Source organism: Microbacterium phoenicis, assembly GCF_047302325.1.
In the GTDB taxonomy this organism is placed as follows: domain Bacteria; phylum Actinomycetota; class Actinomycetes; order Actinomycetales; family Microbacteriaceae; genus Microbacterium.
Map to the genome: position 1 here is coordinate 2,111,056 of NZ_CP154849.1, position 13,623 is coordinate 2,124,678.

At 68.8% G+C, this 13,623-nt stretch carries 17 protein-coding genes and 1 tRNA gene; 5 read left to right on the forward strand and 13 right to left on the reverse strand.

Annotation, left to right across the window (positions count from 1 at the left end; all coding sequences use genetic code 11):
- Positions 1-65 precede the first annotated feature (65 nt).
- Complete coding sequence (locus ABCU91_RS10395; RefSeq protein WP_413355397.1) at positions 66-473, reverse strand: NUDIX hydrolase; 408 nt, start codon at positions 471-473, stop codon at positions 66-68.
- Positions 474-514: 41 nt separating this feature from the next.
- Between ABCU91_RS10395 and ABCU91_RS10400 the strand changes: the two genes are divergently transcribed.
- Both ABCU91_RS10400 and ABCU91_RS10405 read left to right on the forward strand, forming a co-directional pair.
- The gene (locus ABCU91_RS10400; RefSeq protein ID WP_413353613.1) at positions 515-1,984 is read left to right on the forward strand and encodes an SDR family NAD(P)-dependent oxidoreductase; all 1,470 of its coding nucleotides are present in this window, start codon (positions 515-517) and stop codon (positions 1,982-1,984) included.
- Positions 1,981-2,199 carry a hypothetical protein gene (locus tag ABCU91_RS10405; protein ID WP_413353614.1) on the forward strand — a complete coding sequence of 73 codons (219 nt, stop codon included), beginning with the start codon at positions 1,981-1,983 and terminating at the stop codon, positions 2,197-2,199. The genes ABCU91_RS10400 and ABCU91_RS10405 overlap by 4 nt, the downstream gene beginning before the upstream one ends.
- A 2-nt stretch (positions 2,200-2,201) precedes the next feature.
- Here ABCU91_RS10405 and smpB read toward each other — a convergent pair whose 3' ends face one another.
- The 4 genes from smpB to prfB all read right to left on the reverse strand — a co-directional run bounded on the left by smpB (position 2,202) and on the right by prfB (position 5,940).
- Positions 2,202-2,678, reverse strand: a complete 477-nt coding sequence (gene smpB / locus ABCU91_RS10410; protein ID WP_091354186.1) for an SsrA-binding protein SmpB — start codon at positions 2,676-2,678, stop codon at positions 2,202-2,204.
- Between the two features lie 65 nt (positions 2,679-2,743).
- A complete protein-coding gene (ftsX, locus tag ABCU91_RS10415; protein ID WP_413353615.1) occupies positions 2,744-3,658 on the reverse strand; it encodes a permease-like cell division protein FtsX in 915 nt (304 codons plus the stop codon).
- Entirely contained in the window at positions 3,655-4,734 is a 1,080-nt protein-coding gene (gene ftsE, locus ABCU91_RS10420; RefSeq protein WP_413353616.1) for a cell division ATP-binding protein FtsE, read from the reverse strand. The genes ftsX and ftsE overlap by 4 nt, the downstream gene beginning before the upstream one ends.
- A gap of 93 nt (positions 4,735-4,827) precedes the next feature.
- Positions 4,828-5,940 (reverse strand): peptide chain release factor 2, encoded by a 1,113-nt coding sequence (gene prfB, locus ABCU91_RS10425; RefSeq protein WP_406924091.1) that lies wholly within the window; start codon positions 5,938-5,940, stop codon positions 4,828-4,830.
- A 26-nt stretch (positions 5,941-5,966) separates the two neighbouring features.
- Between prfB and ABCU91_RS10430 the strand changes: the two genes are divergently transcribed.
- Positions 5,967-7,241 (forward strand): MFS transporter, encoded by a 1,275-nt coding sequence (locus ABCU91_RS10430; protein ID WP_413353617.1) that lies wholly within the window; start codon positions 5,967-5,969, stop codon positions 7,239-7,241.
- 7 nt (positions 7,242-7,248) lie between these two features.
- Here ABCU91_RS10430 and ABCU91_RS10435 read toward each other — a convergent pair whose 3' ends face one another.
- From ABCU91_RS10435 to ABCU91_RS10465, 7 genes are read right to left on the reverse strand one after another with little or no spacing between them, the layout of a single operon-like run.
- A complete protein-coding gene (locus ABCU91_RS10435) occupies positions 7,249-7,659 on the reverse strand; it encodes a pilus assembly protein TadG-related protein (RefSeq protein WP_413353618.1) in 411 nt (136 codons plus the stop codon).
- The gene (locus ABCU91_RS10440; RefSeq protein ID WP_413353619.1) at positions 7,656-8,123 is read right to left on the reverse strand and encodes a TadE/TadG family type IV pilus assembly protein; all 468 of its coding nucleotides are present in this window, start codon (positions 8,121-8,123) and stop codon (positions 7,656-7,658) included. Before ABCU91_RS10440 ends, ABCU91_RS10435 begins: the two co-directional genes overlap by 4 nt.
- The gene (locus ABCU91_RS10445) at positions 8,098-8,487 is read right to left on the reverse strand and encodes a TadE/TadG family type IV pilus assembly protein (RefSeq protein WP_413353620.1); all 390 of its coding nucleotides are present in this window, start codon (positions 8,485-8,487) and stop codon (positions 8,098-8,100) included. Before ABCU91_RS10445 ends, ABCU91_RS10440 begins: the two co-directional genes overlap by 26 nt.
- A gap of 9 nt (positions 8,488-8,496) precedes the next feature.
- Complete coding sequence (locus tag ABCU91_RS10450) at positions 8,497-8,700, reverse strand: hypothetical protein (protein WP_413353621.1); 204 nt, start codon at positions 8,698-8,700, stop codon at positions 8,497-8,499.
- Positions 8,701-8,723: 23 nt separating this feature from the next.
- On the reverse strand, positions 8,724-9,635 hold the full coding sequence (locus ABCU91_RS10455) for a type II secretion system F family protein (protein WP_413353622.1): 912 nt from the start codon (positions 9,633-9,635) through the stop codon (positions 8,724-8,726).
- Positions 9,632-10,492, reverse strand: coding sequence for a type II secretion system F family protein (locus tag ABCU91_RS10460; RefSeq protein WP_413353623.1), 861 nt, complete (start codon positions 10,490-10,492; stop codon positions 9,632-9,634). The genes ABCU91_RS10455 and ABCU91_RS10460 overlap by 4 nt, the downstream gene beginning before the upstream one ends.
- Complete coding sequence (locus tag ABCU91_RS10465) at positions 10,489-11,652, reverse strand: CpaF family protein (protein ID WP_413353624.1); 1,164 nt, start codon at positions 11,650-11,652, stop codon at positions 10,489-10,491. The genes ABCU91_RS10460 and ABCU91_RS10465 overlap by 4 nt, the downstream gene beginning before the upstream one ends.
- Before the next feature lie 112 nt (positions 11,653-11,764).
- On the opposite strand from ABCU91_RS10465, the gene ABCU91_RS10470 reads away from it, so the two are divergent.
- A tRNA-Leu gene (locus tag ABCU91_RS10470) sits at positions 11,765-11,846 on the forward strand.
- A 71-nt stretch (positions 11,847-11,917) separates the two neighbouring features.
- Positions 11,918-12,697, forward strand: coding sequence for a DedA family protein (locus tag ABCU91_RS10475; RefSeq protein ID WP_413353625.1), 780 nt, complete (start codon positions 11,918-11,920; stop codon positions 12,695-12,697).
- On the opposite strand, the gene ABCU91_RS10480 is transcribed toward ABCU91_RS10475, so the two are convergent.
- Positions 12,698-13,609, reverse strand: a complete 912-nt coding sequence (locus ABCU91_RS10480) for a Ku protein (RefSeq protein WP_413353626.1) — start codon at positions 13,607-13,609, stop codon at positions 12,698-12,700. It lies immediately after the preceding gene.
- Positions 13,610-13,623 lie beyond the last annotated feature (14 nt).

Below are 13,623 nucleotides of genomic sequence, written 5' to 3' on the forward strand. Positions count from 1 at the left end.
CGGATGCCGGAGCGTCCGAGCGTCCCAGACTACCACCGCTCGTGTCGCCACCGCTCTCGTCGGGATCACTCGGCGAGAAAGTACTCGGCGGCGAGAGGCGCGATCTCGATCCCGCCGGCATCGCCGCGCGACGCCCATCGAAGCTCCGCGATCTCCGCGGCAGCGACCGGTACCTGGCCCCCGAGAGACACTTCGAACACGTCCGCGACAACCGCATGGCCCGGCTCGTTCGCGGCATCCGCGCGGAAGACGCCCAGCCCTCGGAGATCCTCGAGCCCGACCGCAACGCCGAGCTCCTCGCCCAGTTCACGGACGAGCGTCTCGGCCGGCGTCTCCCCCGGCTCCGGCTTGCCGCCGGGCTGCATGAAGGCGCTCGTGCCGGTCTTGCGCACGAGCAGCAACCTGCCGGCGTCGTCGCGGATCACGGCCGCCGAGACGCGGATGGACGGAGCGGAGCCGGCGTCGGGGAGCATCACGCGAAAACGCTAACAGGCGGGTCGACGTACAATCTCATGTGCTCCCCGACGCCCTGCCCGATGAACCCGGGATCGATCCCGACGACCTCGCAACGACGCTCCGCGTCCTCGCGACGCTGTCGTCGCTCCCCCAGACGCATCCGGACTTCATCACGGTCCGACAGGCGACCGCCGCCATGTTCAAGGCGGCGAAGAAGGAGCGGCGGCGTGAGATCCGCCAGACGATCGCCGACGCCGACCGCGATGTCGTCCATGCGACGGCAACCGGCGCACCCGACCGCATCGACGACGAGACACGAGGCATCCCCATCGCGGCGCGAACCGCCGCGCCCATCGCCGGTGTGCTGAAGAAGGCGCGCGGGTGCTACATATGCAAGCAGCCTTACACGATCGTCGACGCCTTCTACCACCAGCTCTGCCCCGACTGCGCGGCCCTCAGCCACGCCAAGCGCGAGGCACGCACCGATCTGACGGGCCGCCGCGCCCTCCTCACCGGCGGTAGGGCGAAGATCGGCATGTACATCGCACTTCGCCTGCTGCGAGACGGCGCGCACACGACCATCACCACCCGGTTCCCCCGGGACGCGGTGCGACGCTTCCGCGCCCTGCCCGACTCGGCGGACTGGATCGATCGCCTCAAGATCGTCGGTATCGACCTCCGCGACCCCGCACAGGTCATCGCTCTCGCCGACGACGTCGCCGCGGACGGCCCGCTCGACATCATCGTCAACAACGCCACGCAGACCGTGAGGCGCTCCCCCGGCGCCTACCAGCCGCTCATCGACGCCGAGCTCGCACCGCTGCCCGACGGTCCGCTCCCCGAACTGGTCACCTTCGGGCACACGAACGACCGGCATCCCGAAGCCCTCGAGCGCTCCGTGAGCGCCCATCCGATCCTGGCTGCCGCAGCCGACCGTGCGGACATCCTCACCCGCGAGGCGATGACCGCCGGATCCACCTCGCTCGACCGCCTCGCGGACGGGACCGCGATCGATGCGGGCGGACTGATCCCCGACCTCGACCACTCCAACTCCTGGGTGCAGCGCGTCGAGCAGGTCGACCCGCTCGAGATGCTCGAGGTCCAGCTCGCGAACACGACCGCTCCGTTCCTGCTCGTGTCGAAGCTGCGGCCTTCCCTCGCCGCGAGCCCGGCGCGACGCACCTACATCGTCAACGTCAGCGCGATGGAGGGCGTCTTCGAACGTGGCTACAAGGGGCCAGGGCACCCGCACACCAACATGGCCAAGGCAGCGGTCAACATGCTCACCCGCACGAGCGCACGCGAGATGTTCGAATCAGACGGCATCCTGATGACGAGCGTCGACACCGGGTGGATCACCGACGAGCGCCCCCACCCCACGAAGATCCGCCTCGCCGAAGAGGGCTTCCACGCTCCGCTCGACCTCGTCGACGGGGCCGCGCGCGTGTACGACCCGATCGTCCGGGGTGAGGCCGGTGACGATGTCTTCGGCGTCTTCCTCAAGGACTACGCCCCGAGCCGCTGGTGATCTCTCTTCCCGAACCCGGAGCCCGCGTCGTGGTGCGCTACGTGCTGCCGGATGGACGCGCCACCGATGCTCTGGGTCCGCTCGTCAGCGTCGAGGCGGACCTCGTCGTGGTCGACGGCGTCCGCGGAACCGTGCGCATCCCGCGCGGTGCGATCATCGCGGCGAAAGCCGTTCCCCCGCCACCGGAACCTCGGCAACGCCTCCGGCGGCCGTGAGGTCACTCCCCGAGACGGTTGCGGCCGCGCATCGCGCGCTCGGCTTCGCGCTTGTCCTCGCGCTCGCGGATGGTCTGGCGCTTCTCGAACTCCCGCTTGCCCTTCGCCACGGCGATCTCGACCTTCGCGCGCCCGTCGGAGAAGTAGAGCTTGAGGGGGACCAGGGTGTAGCCGCCTGCCGAGATCGCATGCGAGAGCTTGATGATCTCGTCCTTGTGCAGGAGCAGCTTGCGGGTGCGCTTGGTCGAGTGGTTCGTCCAATGACCCTGCGAGTATTCCGGGATGTGCACGGCGTCGAGCCAGGCCTGTCCACCGTCGATGAACGCGTAGCCGTCGCTGAGGTTCGCGCGCCCCTGCCGGAGCGACTTGACTTCGGTTCCGGTGAGCACGAGGCCCGCCTCGTACGTCTTCTCGATGGCGTACTCGTGGCGCGCGCGACGGTTGGTCGCGATGACCTGCTCTCCGCGTTCCCTGGGCATGATGACTCCTCGACGCGGCCGCACTCCGCGCGCGGCCGGCCTGCCAGTCTAGCGGAGGCGCCGGTTCAGGTGCGCAGCCATCTGCGGATCGCGAAGCTCGCCGACAAAGCGGCGAGGACGAGTCCCAGCCCGACGATGACGGGGATCACCAAGAGAGCATCGCGTCCGTCGATCCAGGTGGTCACGAAGTCGATCTCATCGACCAGGTACCCACGCACCCCGTACTGCACACCCAACCAGATCGCGACGCTCGCCAGCGCCGATCCGATGAACGCCGCGAACACGCCCTCGAGGACGAAGGGGGTCTGGATGAACCGGTTGGATGCCCCCACGAGCCGCATGATGCCGAGCTCCTTACGTCGGGCGTAGGCGGACAGGCGGATCGTGGTGGCGATGAGGAGGACGGCCGCCACGAGCATGAGGCCTGCGATCGCCACCGCGATGTACGTGGCGATCGTCAGCGCGGAGAACAGGGGCTGCAGGTATTCCATCTGGTCCTTCACCTCCTCCACGCCGCTCATGCCGCTGAACGCCTCGTCGATGACGTCCGTCTGCGTGGGGTCGGTCAGGTTCACCCAGTAGGTCTCGTTGAGCTGAGCGGGGGTGATGAAGTCCTTGTAGTCCTGACCCATCAGGTCGAGGACGTTCTGGTAGGCCTCGTCGCGTGTCTCGAAGCGGACGCTGCGGACGATGTCTTTCAGAGCGGGGCTGTCCAACTTGTCGGCGACCTCCTTCAGCTGGTCCTCCGTGGCCTCGCCGTCGCTGCAGGTCGTCTGCGTCGAACCGTCGCGGCACATGAAAACCGCGACCTGTGCGCGTTCGGCCCAGTAGCCCTGCATCTTCGCGATCTGCATCTGCATGAGCATCGCGGCGCCGACGAAGGTGAGCGAGACGAAGGTGACGAGGATGACAGAGATCACCATCGAGGCGTTGCGGCGAAGGCCGGTGAGCGCTTCGCCGAGGACGAGACGGGCTCTCATGCGGTCGGCCCCACTTCATCGTCGTCGCGGCGGCCCAGACCCAGCCGGTCGGCGGCACCGAGGCCGTCGATGTCCGCCAGGTCGATGTCCGCAGGCGTGATCGGGATGCCGCGGGTTCCGGTGTCGGGCTCGGCGTCCGCCGGGGTGGCCGAGGCATCCGTCCGGGTCTCGTCTCCGCGCTCGGGCGACGCCGGCGGGTCCTGCACGACCGGAACGGCGGGGAGCACGGCGTCCTGCTGCGGTGCGGGCAGCTCCACGGGCTCCGGCAGCGGCTCGACATCGCCGGTGTCACCCGATGAGGCGATCTGCTTCTGCAGCTCGAGGACCGCGGTCAGCGCAGCGGTGGCCGCGGCACCCTTGACCGTCTCGGGCGTCAGGACCGGGAGACCCGAGGTGTCGCCGTACCCGCCGTGTCGCTCATCGCGGACGACGACGCCGCCGCGCAGTTCGATGACGCGGCGCTGCATCTGGTCGACGAAGCCCGCCTCGTGCGTGGCCATGACCACCGTCGTGCCACCGGCGTTGATGCGCGCGAGCAACTGCATGATGTCGATCGACGTGCCGGGATCGAGGTTTCCGGTCGGCTCGTCGGCGAGGAGGATCTGCGGCCGGTTGACGATGGCCCGCGCGATCGCGACGCGCTGCTGCTCACCGCCGGACAGCTCGTGCGGCAGGCGCTTCTCCTTGCCCGCGAGGCCGACGAGCGCGAGGGCCTCGGGAACCGACTGCTGGATGAAGGCGCGGCTGGAGCCGATCACCTGCAACGAGAACGCGACGTTCTGGAAGACGGTCTTGTTGGGGAGGAGACGGAAGTCCTGGAACACCGACCCGATGTGGCGGCGGAAGTACGGAACCTTGCGGGTGCTGAGCCCCCGCACGTCGCGTCCGAGCACGACGACGCGGCCGTCGGAGGCGGTGTCCTCGCGGAGGATGAGACGCAGGCACGAGGACTTCCCCGAGCCGGAGGCGCCGACGAGGAACACGAACTCACCGCGCTGGACATCGAACTCGACGTCGCTGAGGGCGGGTTTGCTGGTGCCTCGGTAGCGCTTGGAAACCTTTTCGAACCGGATCATGGCCTGACGAGCCTAAGCGGGAAGACACCGGCATCCGTCAGCGACACTCCCGATGGCTCAGGGGCTGACAGGGTTCCGACGACCCAGCTCGGATCAGTCGTCGTCGTCCTTGCGCTTGCGCCAGCGGATGCCGGCCGCGATGAACCCGTCGAGGTCGCCGTCGAAGACGACCGCGGGGTTGCCGACCTCGTGGCCGGTGCGGAGGTCTTTGACGAGCTGCTGACCGTAGAGGAAGTAGGAGCGCATCTGGTCGCCCCAGCTCGCCGTGATGGTACCGGCGAGCTCCTTCTTCTTCGCGGCTTCCTCTTCCTTCTGCAGCAGCATGAGGCGGGTCTGGAGCACGCGCATCGCGGCGGCGCGGTTCTGGATCTGGCTCTTCTCGTTCTGCATCGAGACGACGATGCCGGTCGGAAGGTGCGTCAGGCGAACGGCGGAGTCGGTCGTGTTGACCGACTGACCACCGGGACCCGAGGAGCGGAAGACGTCGACGCGGATGTCGCCCTCGGGGATGTCGACCTCCTGGGCCTCCTCCATCACCGGGATGACCTCGACGGCCGCGAAGCTCGTCTGGCGCTTGTCGGCCGAGCCGAACGGGCTGATGCGGGCGAGTCGGTGCGTGCCGGCCTCGACCGAGAGCGTGCCGTAGGCGTAGGGCGCGTCGACCTCGAACGTGGCGGACTTGATGCCCGCGCCTTCGGCGAAGGACGTGTCCATCACCTTGACGGAGTACTTGTGGCGCTCGGCCCAGCGCAGGTACATGCGCATGAGCATCTCGGCGAAGTCGGTGGCGTCGTCGCCGCCGGCGCCCGAGCGGATCGTCACGACCGCGCCGCGGTCGTCGTACTCGCCGTCGAGGAGCGTCTGCACCTCGAGCTGGCTGATGACCTTCTCGAGGTCCGCGATCTCGCGACGGGCCTCCTCGGCGGAGTCCTCGTCGTCCATCTCCTGCGCGAGCTCGACGAGCACCTCGACGTCGTCGAGTCGCTGCTCGACCTCGGTGACGCGCTTCAGCTCGGACTGGCGGTGGCTGAGGGCGCTGGTGACCTTCTGCGCCTTCTCCACGTCGTCCCAGAGGTCGGGAGCGCCCGCCTCGTTGGACAGACGGGCGATCTCGGCAGTGAGTGCGTCGACATCGACGACCGCCTTGATCTCACCGAAGGTGGAACGGAGGGCCTGGATGTCCGCAGACGGATCGAATTCAAGCATGACACTCCAGAGTAACGTGGATGGCGATGACCGACCGACCCGACTCCCCCACTGCTCGGGAGGTGCTCTGGCGTTTCGGACCCATGGTCTACGCGCCGACCGTCCTCTTCGCGATCGGCGAGGGAGCAGTGCTCCCCCTCATCCCGATTCTGGCAGGCAACCTGGGCGCGGACGTCGCGCTGTCGGCACTCATCGCTTCGCTGCTCGTCATCGGACAGCTGGTCGGTAACCTGCCCGCGGGCTGGGCGGTCGCCCGGGTCGGCGAGCGGGTGACGATGATGATCGCGGGTTCCGTGGCGCTCGTCGTCTCGCTGGCCGCCGCGCTGGTGCCGTCCTTGCCGGTCTTCGCAGGCGCGGTGTTCCTCATCGGCTCATGCGCGGCCGCCTTCGGCCTGGCGCGCCACTCCTTCATGACGACGCGGGTACCGGTGAAGTTCCGCGCGCGTGCGCTGTCCCTTCTCGGCGGCACCTTCCGCCTCGGCATGTTCACCGGCCCCTTCATCGCGGCGGCGCTCATCGGACTCTTCGGCGACGAGCGGTCGACGATCTGGTTCTTCGCCGTGTGTCTCGCCGCCCTCATCGTCCTGGTGACCTTCGGGCCCGACCCCGAGAAGCAGTTCGTCGCCGACACCGTGCGCAGCCACGAGGCTGAGGACTCGGGCGAACCCGTGACCGGCTCGATCCCGGTCGCCGAGCGGGTCGGCGTGTTCCGCACGATGTGGCTGCACCGGAGGGTGCTGTCCCGCGTCGGACTCGCGGCGGCGAGCCTGTCGGCCGTCCGATCGGCGCGTCAGGTCGTCCTGCCGCTGTGGGGCGTGTCGATCGGCTTGGACGCGCAGTCGATCGCCCTCGTCGTCGGCATCTCCGGCGCCCTCGACTTCGCCCTCTTCTACGCGAGCGGTCAGGTGATGGACCGCTTCGGCCGGCTGTGGGCGGCTCTTCCGGCGATGGTCCTCATGGGAAGCGGCTTCCTCGCCCTCTCGGTCACGCACGACGGCGCGAGCGCCGAGATGTGGTTCGCGATGTTCGCGGCGGTGCTTGGCGTGGGCAACGGCCTCTCCAGCGGCATCCTGCTGACGATCGGCGCCGATCTGGCACCGAAGGACGATCCGGCGCCGTTCCTCGGGTCGTGGCGCACGTTGACGGATGCCGGTGGTGCCACCACGCCGCTGATCGTCACGGGCATCACCGCGGTCTCGTCGCTGTCGTTCGCGGCCGGAGCGGTCGGCGTCATCGGGCTGCTCGGCGCCGTCGCTTTCATCCGCTGGCTGCCGAGGTTCCTCCCCCACGCGGGACGCTGATCGGCCGCTATTCCAGCGCGGTGCGACTCGTCGCCGTCGCCTGCAAGGTGACACCCTCGGGGACGAACAGCGTCGAGATGGGCGGATGCCACACCGAGCTGACGACGACCCGCGCCGACACCCCGTCGGGGCTGGCTGCGGAGACGATGGTCGCATCAGGCTCGGTGGCGACGATCGCCTGCGCCTGCTCGCGCACTCCCCCGTCCGTCAGCTCCGCACGAGGCTCGCCGTCGACGACGTCGAGGGTGAAACCGTCGGCGCCGGCGAGAGCCGCGGCATCCGCCGTCGCCTGCGTGCGCTTCTGAGCGAGGTACAGGCTGGTCGCGTCGACCGTCACGAACACCAGGACGAGAGCGAGCAGTGCGTAGCCGATCGTCAGGAGCAGGATGCTGCCCTCCTCGTCATCGCGCCGGATCATCCGTCTCTCCAGTACCGCGAGACCTTCTGCACCGAGGACGACTCCACCCCGACCCGGGCCGCGTCGTCGAGACCGAGGACGGGCGGGACGAGCGGAAGCTGGACCGACGAGGAGACGGTCACTCGAACGATGGCACCCGCGGTGGGGCAGGTGGCGGCGTCGCCCACGCAGGACACGTCGACTGCCAGCGCGTCGCGGTCGAGGTCGTACTCGGTCACGAGGGAGTCCAGGACGGCGGCGGCGCGGTCATCGGCATCCTCCACCGTCTCCGCGGACGCGACCGCCCGAGCGACGTGACGGGAAGCGGACTCGACGCCGAGAGCGTGTGACTGGATGATGCCGAGGGTGACGACGAGGTAGACGATCGGAACGAGCAGGATGACGCCACCGACGATGAACTCGAGCGCCGCCGAGCCCGCCTCATCGTCGAGCAGGCGGTCAGTCGAAGCTCTCCGCGGGCGCATGCACCGTCACCTCCCATCCGTGGGGGACGCCGAGCAGTCCGATGATCGGCAACCGCGTCGTCAGGGTCACCGACACCGTCTCGTACCCGAAGGCACCGGATTCGGTCGCAGTCGCGCTCTCGACGAACCCGCCGCCGACCGCACGGTCGACGAGCTCTCGTGCCCGGGCGGCGCCGGCAGACGTCTCCACATCCGCCAGAGCAGCGTGGTAGGCGCCCTCGACGGCGGCATCGTGGACGACGTTCCGGACGTAGACAGCGAGCCCCAGCTGGAGCACCCCGAGGGTCAGGACGGTCAACAGCACGCCGACGAGCACGAACTCGACCGGGGTCGATCCGCGCTCATCTGAGAGGAGCCGCCGCATCTCAGAACCTCAGAAGCTGGAGACCTGGTCGATCGCCTGCTGGAACAGTTGTGCGAGCGCCGGCCCCGCGAGCGCCCAGATGACGACGACGAGACCGGCGGTCATGAGCGTGATCAGCACCCAGCCGGGCACATCTCCGCGCTCATCGTCTCGAAGGTCCGCCTGCACGGTTCCCCACGCGGTCCGCAGTCGTATGAGGGTGGAATGGATCATGGTGATCTCCTTTCGATCGAGGGTCAGCCGACCCCGAGGCGAAGCATGACGATGCCCGGGAAGACGGCGAAGAGCACGCTCATGGGAAGCAGGAGGAACACGATCGGGAAGAGCATCGCGATCTCCTTCTTCCCGGCCTGCTCGATGAGCGAACGCTTGGCGTCCTCGCGGGCATCGCCCGCCTGCGCCTGCAGGACGCCGGCGAGCGGGGCGCCGCGGTCGATCGCGGCGACGAGGTGCTCAATGGCTCGCGACAGCGCGGGCACATCCAGGCGCCGCCCCAGGTCGAGGAGCGCGTCGGAAAGATTCGATCCGGTGCCGCTGTCGAGGACTGCGCGTCGGATCTCCACGGTGAGCTCGCCGCTGCCGATCTCGCCCACCCGATGAAGCGCGTCCCGCAGTCCCTCGCCGGCCGCGAGGCACAGGGAGAGGAACTCCAGGAGGGTGGGAAGCTCTTCCTCCACGCGCGTCCGACGACGGCGGGCGGCCGCCGTGAGACGGAAGTCCACGAGTGCCGCCGCCGACAGGGCGAGGACCGGCGGCAGGACGGCGGCTCCGGGCGTGAGTCTGCCGCTGACGGTGAGGATCACGACGACGACGCCGCCGAGAAGGGCACCCACGACGACCCACGTGAGCTGACGAGCGCGGAAGCCTGCGGCATCCTGCGTCCAGCCGGCCTGGCGCAGGCGATGTTCCAGTCGCGCCGCCCCACCGACCGATGCCATGAGGCGATCGCGGCGCGCACGCCAGTCCCCGGGAACCGGGGCCAAGGGTGTCAAGCCGCGCGGATCCGCGATGTCGCGCAGGTACGGCGCGATACGACGGGAGAGCGTCGGGGCGGCGAGACGCGGAATGCGCGTCGCGACGAGAACGAGGCCACTGGCGAAGGCGCCGCCCAGGACGATCGCCAGTGCCACTTGCGTGAGGCCGCTCACGCGAACCACCTCCGCGGCTCCGGCAGGCGACCGATCCCCAGCATGAGTCGGAACGCGACGACCGAGACGGCCGCACCCAGGATGATGACGGTCACCCCTTCCGGGCTGCTGTACGCCGTGGCGCCCTCGGGCCGCAGGGCGAGAAGTCCGAGGATCACCCACGGTGCGACGACACCCAGGACGGCGGCGCCGCGGATCCACGACTGGCGCGCTTCGATCTCCGCCCGCAGCGCCGCCTCGGCACGGACGGACGCCGACAGGGCCCGGAGGACGCTCGTCAGCTCGGTGCCCCCCACCTGCCGCGCCATCCGGAGCGCCTCAATGATCCGGTCCGCGACGGGATCGGCGAGGCGTGCTTTGAGGCGCAGGGAGCTGGAATCGAAATGCCCGGAGGCGGAGACGTCCGACGCGAAGGCCGCGAAAGCGGGACGAAGTGCCGGTGGCCCGACCTCACCCAGGGCGGAGACCGCGTCGGGGAGCGACATCCCCGAACGGACCGAGGCGACGAGGAGGTCGCAGACGTCGGGCCACAGCTGCCGACGTCCCTTCTGCAGGCGACGCACGCGTCCGCGCAACCACGCCGCCGGAGCGAAGAAGCCGGCCACCGCGGCGACGGCGGCGAAAGCGGGGAGAGCTGTCACCAGCCAAACCGCCGCACCGGCGAGGGCTGCCGCGGCGAGCGAGACCGTCGCGAGATGCCCGACGGTGGCATGCCCGAACCCCGCATCCTGCAGCAGGCGCGCGGCTCGACCGTCCCGCCGAGCCCCCTCCTCGCGGACGGTGCGAGGCGGCCACAACCACGGTGAGAGGGCGAGGAGGATGCCGGCGGCGAGCGTCACGCCGAGAACGGTCGTCATGCCGGCTCACCCCCGAACACGGGACGGGTCTCGATGACACCGTCGACCACCCGACCGGTCGGGGCGACGATCTCGTCGACGGCTCGCCGGCCGTCGGCATCGCGTCGGCAGTGGATGACGAGCCCGACGGAGGCGGCGATGGCCGGGAGGAGGAAATCGCGGTCGATGTTCCGGCCGGCCAGGAGCGGGAGCGAGCCGAGCTTGCGGAGCGCGTCGGTCGCGGAGTTCGCATGGATCGTCGCGGCTCCGGGCACGCCGGTGTTGAGCGCCAGGACGAGGTCGAGTGCTTCGGCGTCGCGGACCTCGCCGACCACGAGCCGGTCGGGTCGCATGCGGAGTGCTTCCTTGACGAGTCGTCGGAGGGACACCTCGCCGGTGCCTTCCAGACTCGGCTGCCGTCCTTGGAGCGCGACCAGGTCAGGCGCCTGCGCCGTGAGCTCGAACGTCTCCTCCACTGTCACGATGCGGTGGTGCGAGGGCGCCGCAGCGATCAACGCACCCAGCAGCGTCGTCTTGCCGGCGTGCGTCGCACCGGACACGATCACGCTGGTGCCGTCGCGCATCGCTGCGCGGAGTATCGCAGCCTCCGCAGAGCCCACCGATCCGGCTGCGACGAGGTCGTCGAGGGTGCGGAAGCGTGTCAGGAACTTCCTGATGTTCACGGCCCAGTGGCGGCGCGTGATGTCGGGGATGACCACGTGCAGCCGGGATCCGTCGGGCAGGGAGGCGTCGACGAACGGCTGGCTCAGATCGACCCGTCGCCCGGTGGCGTGCAGCATGCGCTCGACCAGGTCCCGCACCGCCGTGTCACTGAGCATGATCGGGGCCCGTTCGCTGCGTCCGTCTCGAGCGATGTAGACCTTGTCGGGCGCGTTGATCCAGATCTCCTCCACGTCCGGATCGTCCAGGAGCGCCTGAAGCGGACCGTAACCGGAGACCGTCGAGAGGATGTCTCGAACGGATGCCGCTTCGTCCTCGATGACGTCGACGCCGCGCGCGAGGGCGAAATCATTGTGCCGCCGCACCTCGGCCCGGGCGATGTAGGACGCCCGCTCGGGGTCCCGCGACGGGTCGACTTCTTCGGTCCGCAGTCGTTCTCGCACGCGCTCGGCGATCGAGGTCAGGCCCCGAGTCGTCGACGTGGTCTGCGGAAAGCTCATGGTCTGGGATCCTCGCAACCCTGCCGCCGCCGATGCCGGAGTTATCCACACCTGATTCGGGGGTTATCCCTCCCAGGTCCCTCCCACCGCGCGCTCTAGACTGATCCCACCAGCGGGAGTGGTGAAATTGGCAGACACGCAGGATTTAGGTTCCTGTGCCTTCGGGCGTGGGGGTTCAAGTCCCCCCTTCCGCACGGGGTACTGACGTGCCTCACACCTTGCGCCCATCTGTCGGCGGATCTCCGCCGCGATCTGAAGGACCTCTGTGCACCCCTTCGCCTTGATCCCCTGGCTGGATCCCGAGACCATCATCAACGCGGCCGGTCCTTGGGCGCTCGTCGTGGTCTGCTTCATCGTCTTCGCCGAGACGGGACTGCTCGTCGGCTTCCTCCTCCCGGGCGACACCCTCCTGATCATGGCGGGCCTGCTCTCGAACCCGGTGACGCATGCACCGAACGGCGTCTTCGGCGTGAACGTCTGGATCGTCGGTCTCCTCATCGGTCTTGCCGCCTTCCTCGGCGGAGAGGTGGGCTACCTCATCGGGCGCAAGGGCGGACCCGCGGTCTTCGAGCGCAAGGAATCGGGATTGTTCAGTCGCAGCAACGTCGAGCGCACGAATGCGTTCTTCGAACGGTACGGCGGCGTGACGGTGATCCTCGCGCGCTTCGTGCCGATCGTCCGCACCTTCGCACCCGTTGCTGCGGGCGTCGGCAAGATGGCCTGGCACAAGTACTCGCTGTACAACCTGATCGGTGCCGTCATCTGGGGCTTCGGTCTCACCGTCATCGGCTACCTCGTGAGCCTCATCCCCGGCGTCGGTCAGTTCGTCGCCGAGTACATCGACGTCATCCTGCTGGTCGCGGTGGCGGGCACGATCATCTTCATCGTCTGGCACTACTTCGCCGAGAAGCGCAAGGTCAAGCGTGAGATGGCCGCCGGTCCCGACGGCGTAACGGACACCTCCGAGGCACAGGAGCTGGTCCTCGAACCGGAGGCCTTCGACGACAAGACCGACGGTCGCGGCGGGCACACCCCCCGCCTCTGATCAGGACGCCTTCTTCTTCGCAGGAGCCTTCTTCGCCGGAGTCTTCTTCGAGGGCTCCTTCGTGGCCGGCGCCGACGTCTCGTCGGCGTCGGCCTTCGTCTTCCCACCGGCATCCTTGCCCGTTCTCGCCGCTCGGCTCTTCTCGACGCTGGCCCGCAGGGCCGCCATCAGATCGATGACCTCGCCACCCTCGGCATCCGCCTTCTCCCCGAAGGTCTCGGCGGTGTCGAACGCGTCACCCTTCTCAAGCTTCGCGTCGATGAGGGTGCGCAGTTCCTTCTGGTACTCGTCGGTGAACTCGCTCGGATCGAAGTCGCTCGAGAAGCTGTCGACGAGGGATGCCGAGAGCTCCAGCTCCTTGCTCGAGATCTTCACCGCCTCATCGAGCACGGGGAAGGATGCCTCGCGCACCTCGTCCGCCCAGAGAAGCGTCTGCAGAACCAGCACGTCGCCTCGCACCCGGAGGGCGGCGAGCCGCGTCTTCTGCCGCAACGCGAACCGAACGATCGCGGTGCGGTCTGTCTGCTCGAGGGTCTGACGCAGGAGCACGTACGCCTTCGGGCTCTTCGAGTCGGGTTCGAGGTAGTACGCCTTGTCGAGGGTGAGCAGGTCGATCTGCTCGGTGGGGACGAACTCGACGACCTCGATCTCGCGGCTGCGCTCGCTCGGCAGCGCCGCGAAGTCGTCGGAGGTCAGGACGACGGTGCGCTCGCCGTCGTCGTAGGCCTTGTCGATGTCGGAGTACGGCACGACCTCGCCGTCGATCTCGCAGATGCGCTGATACCGGATGCGGCCGCCGTCGGCCGCGTGCACCTGGTGCAGCGACACGTCGTGGTCCTCCGTCGCCGAGTACACCTTGACGGGAACATTGACGAGTCCGAAGGTCAGCGCGCCTTTCCAGATCGATCTCATGCCCTCAGTACACA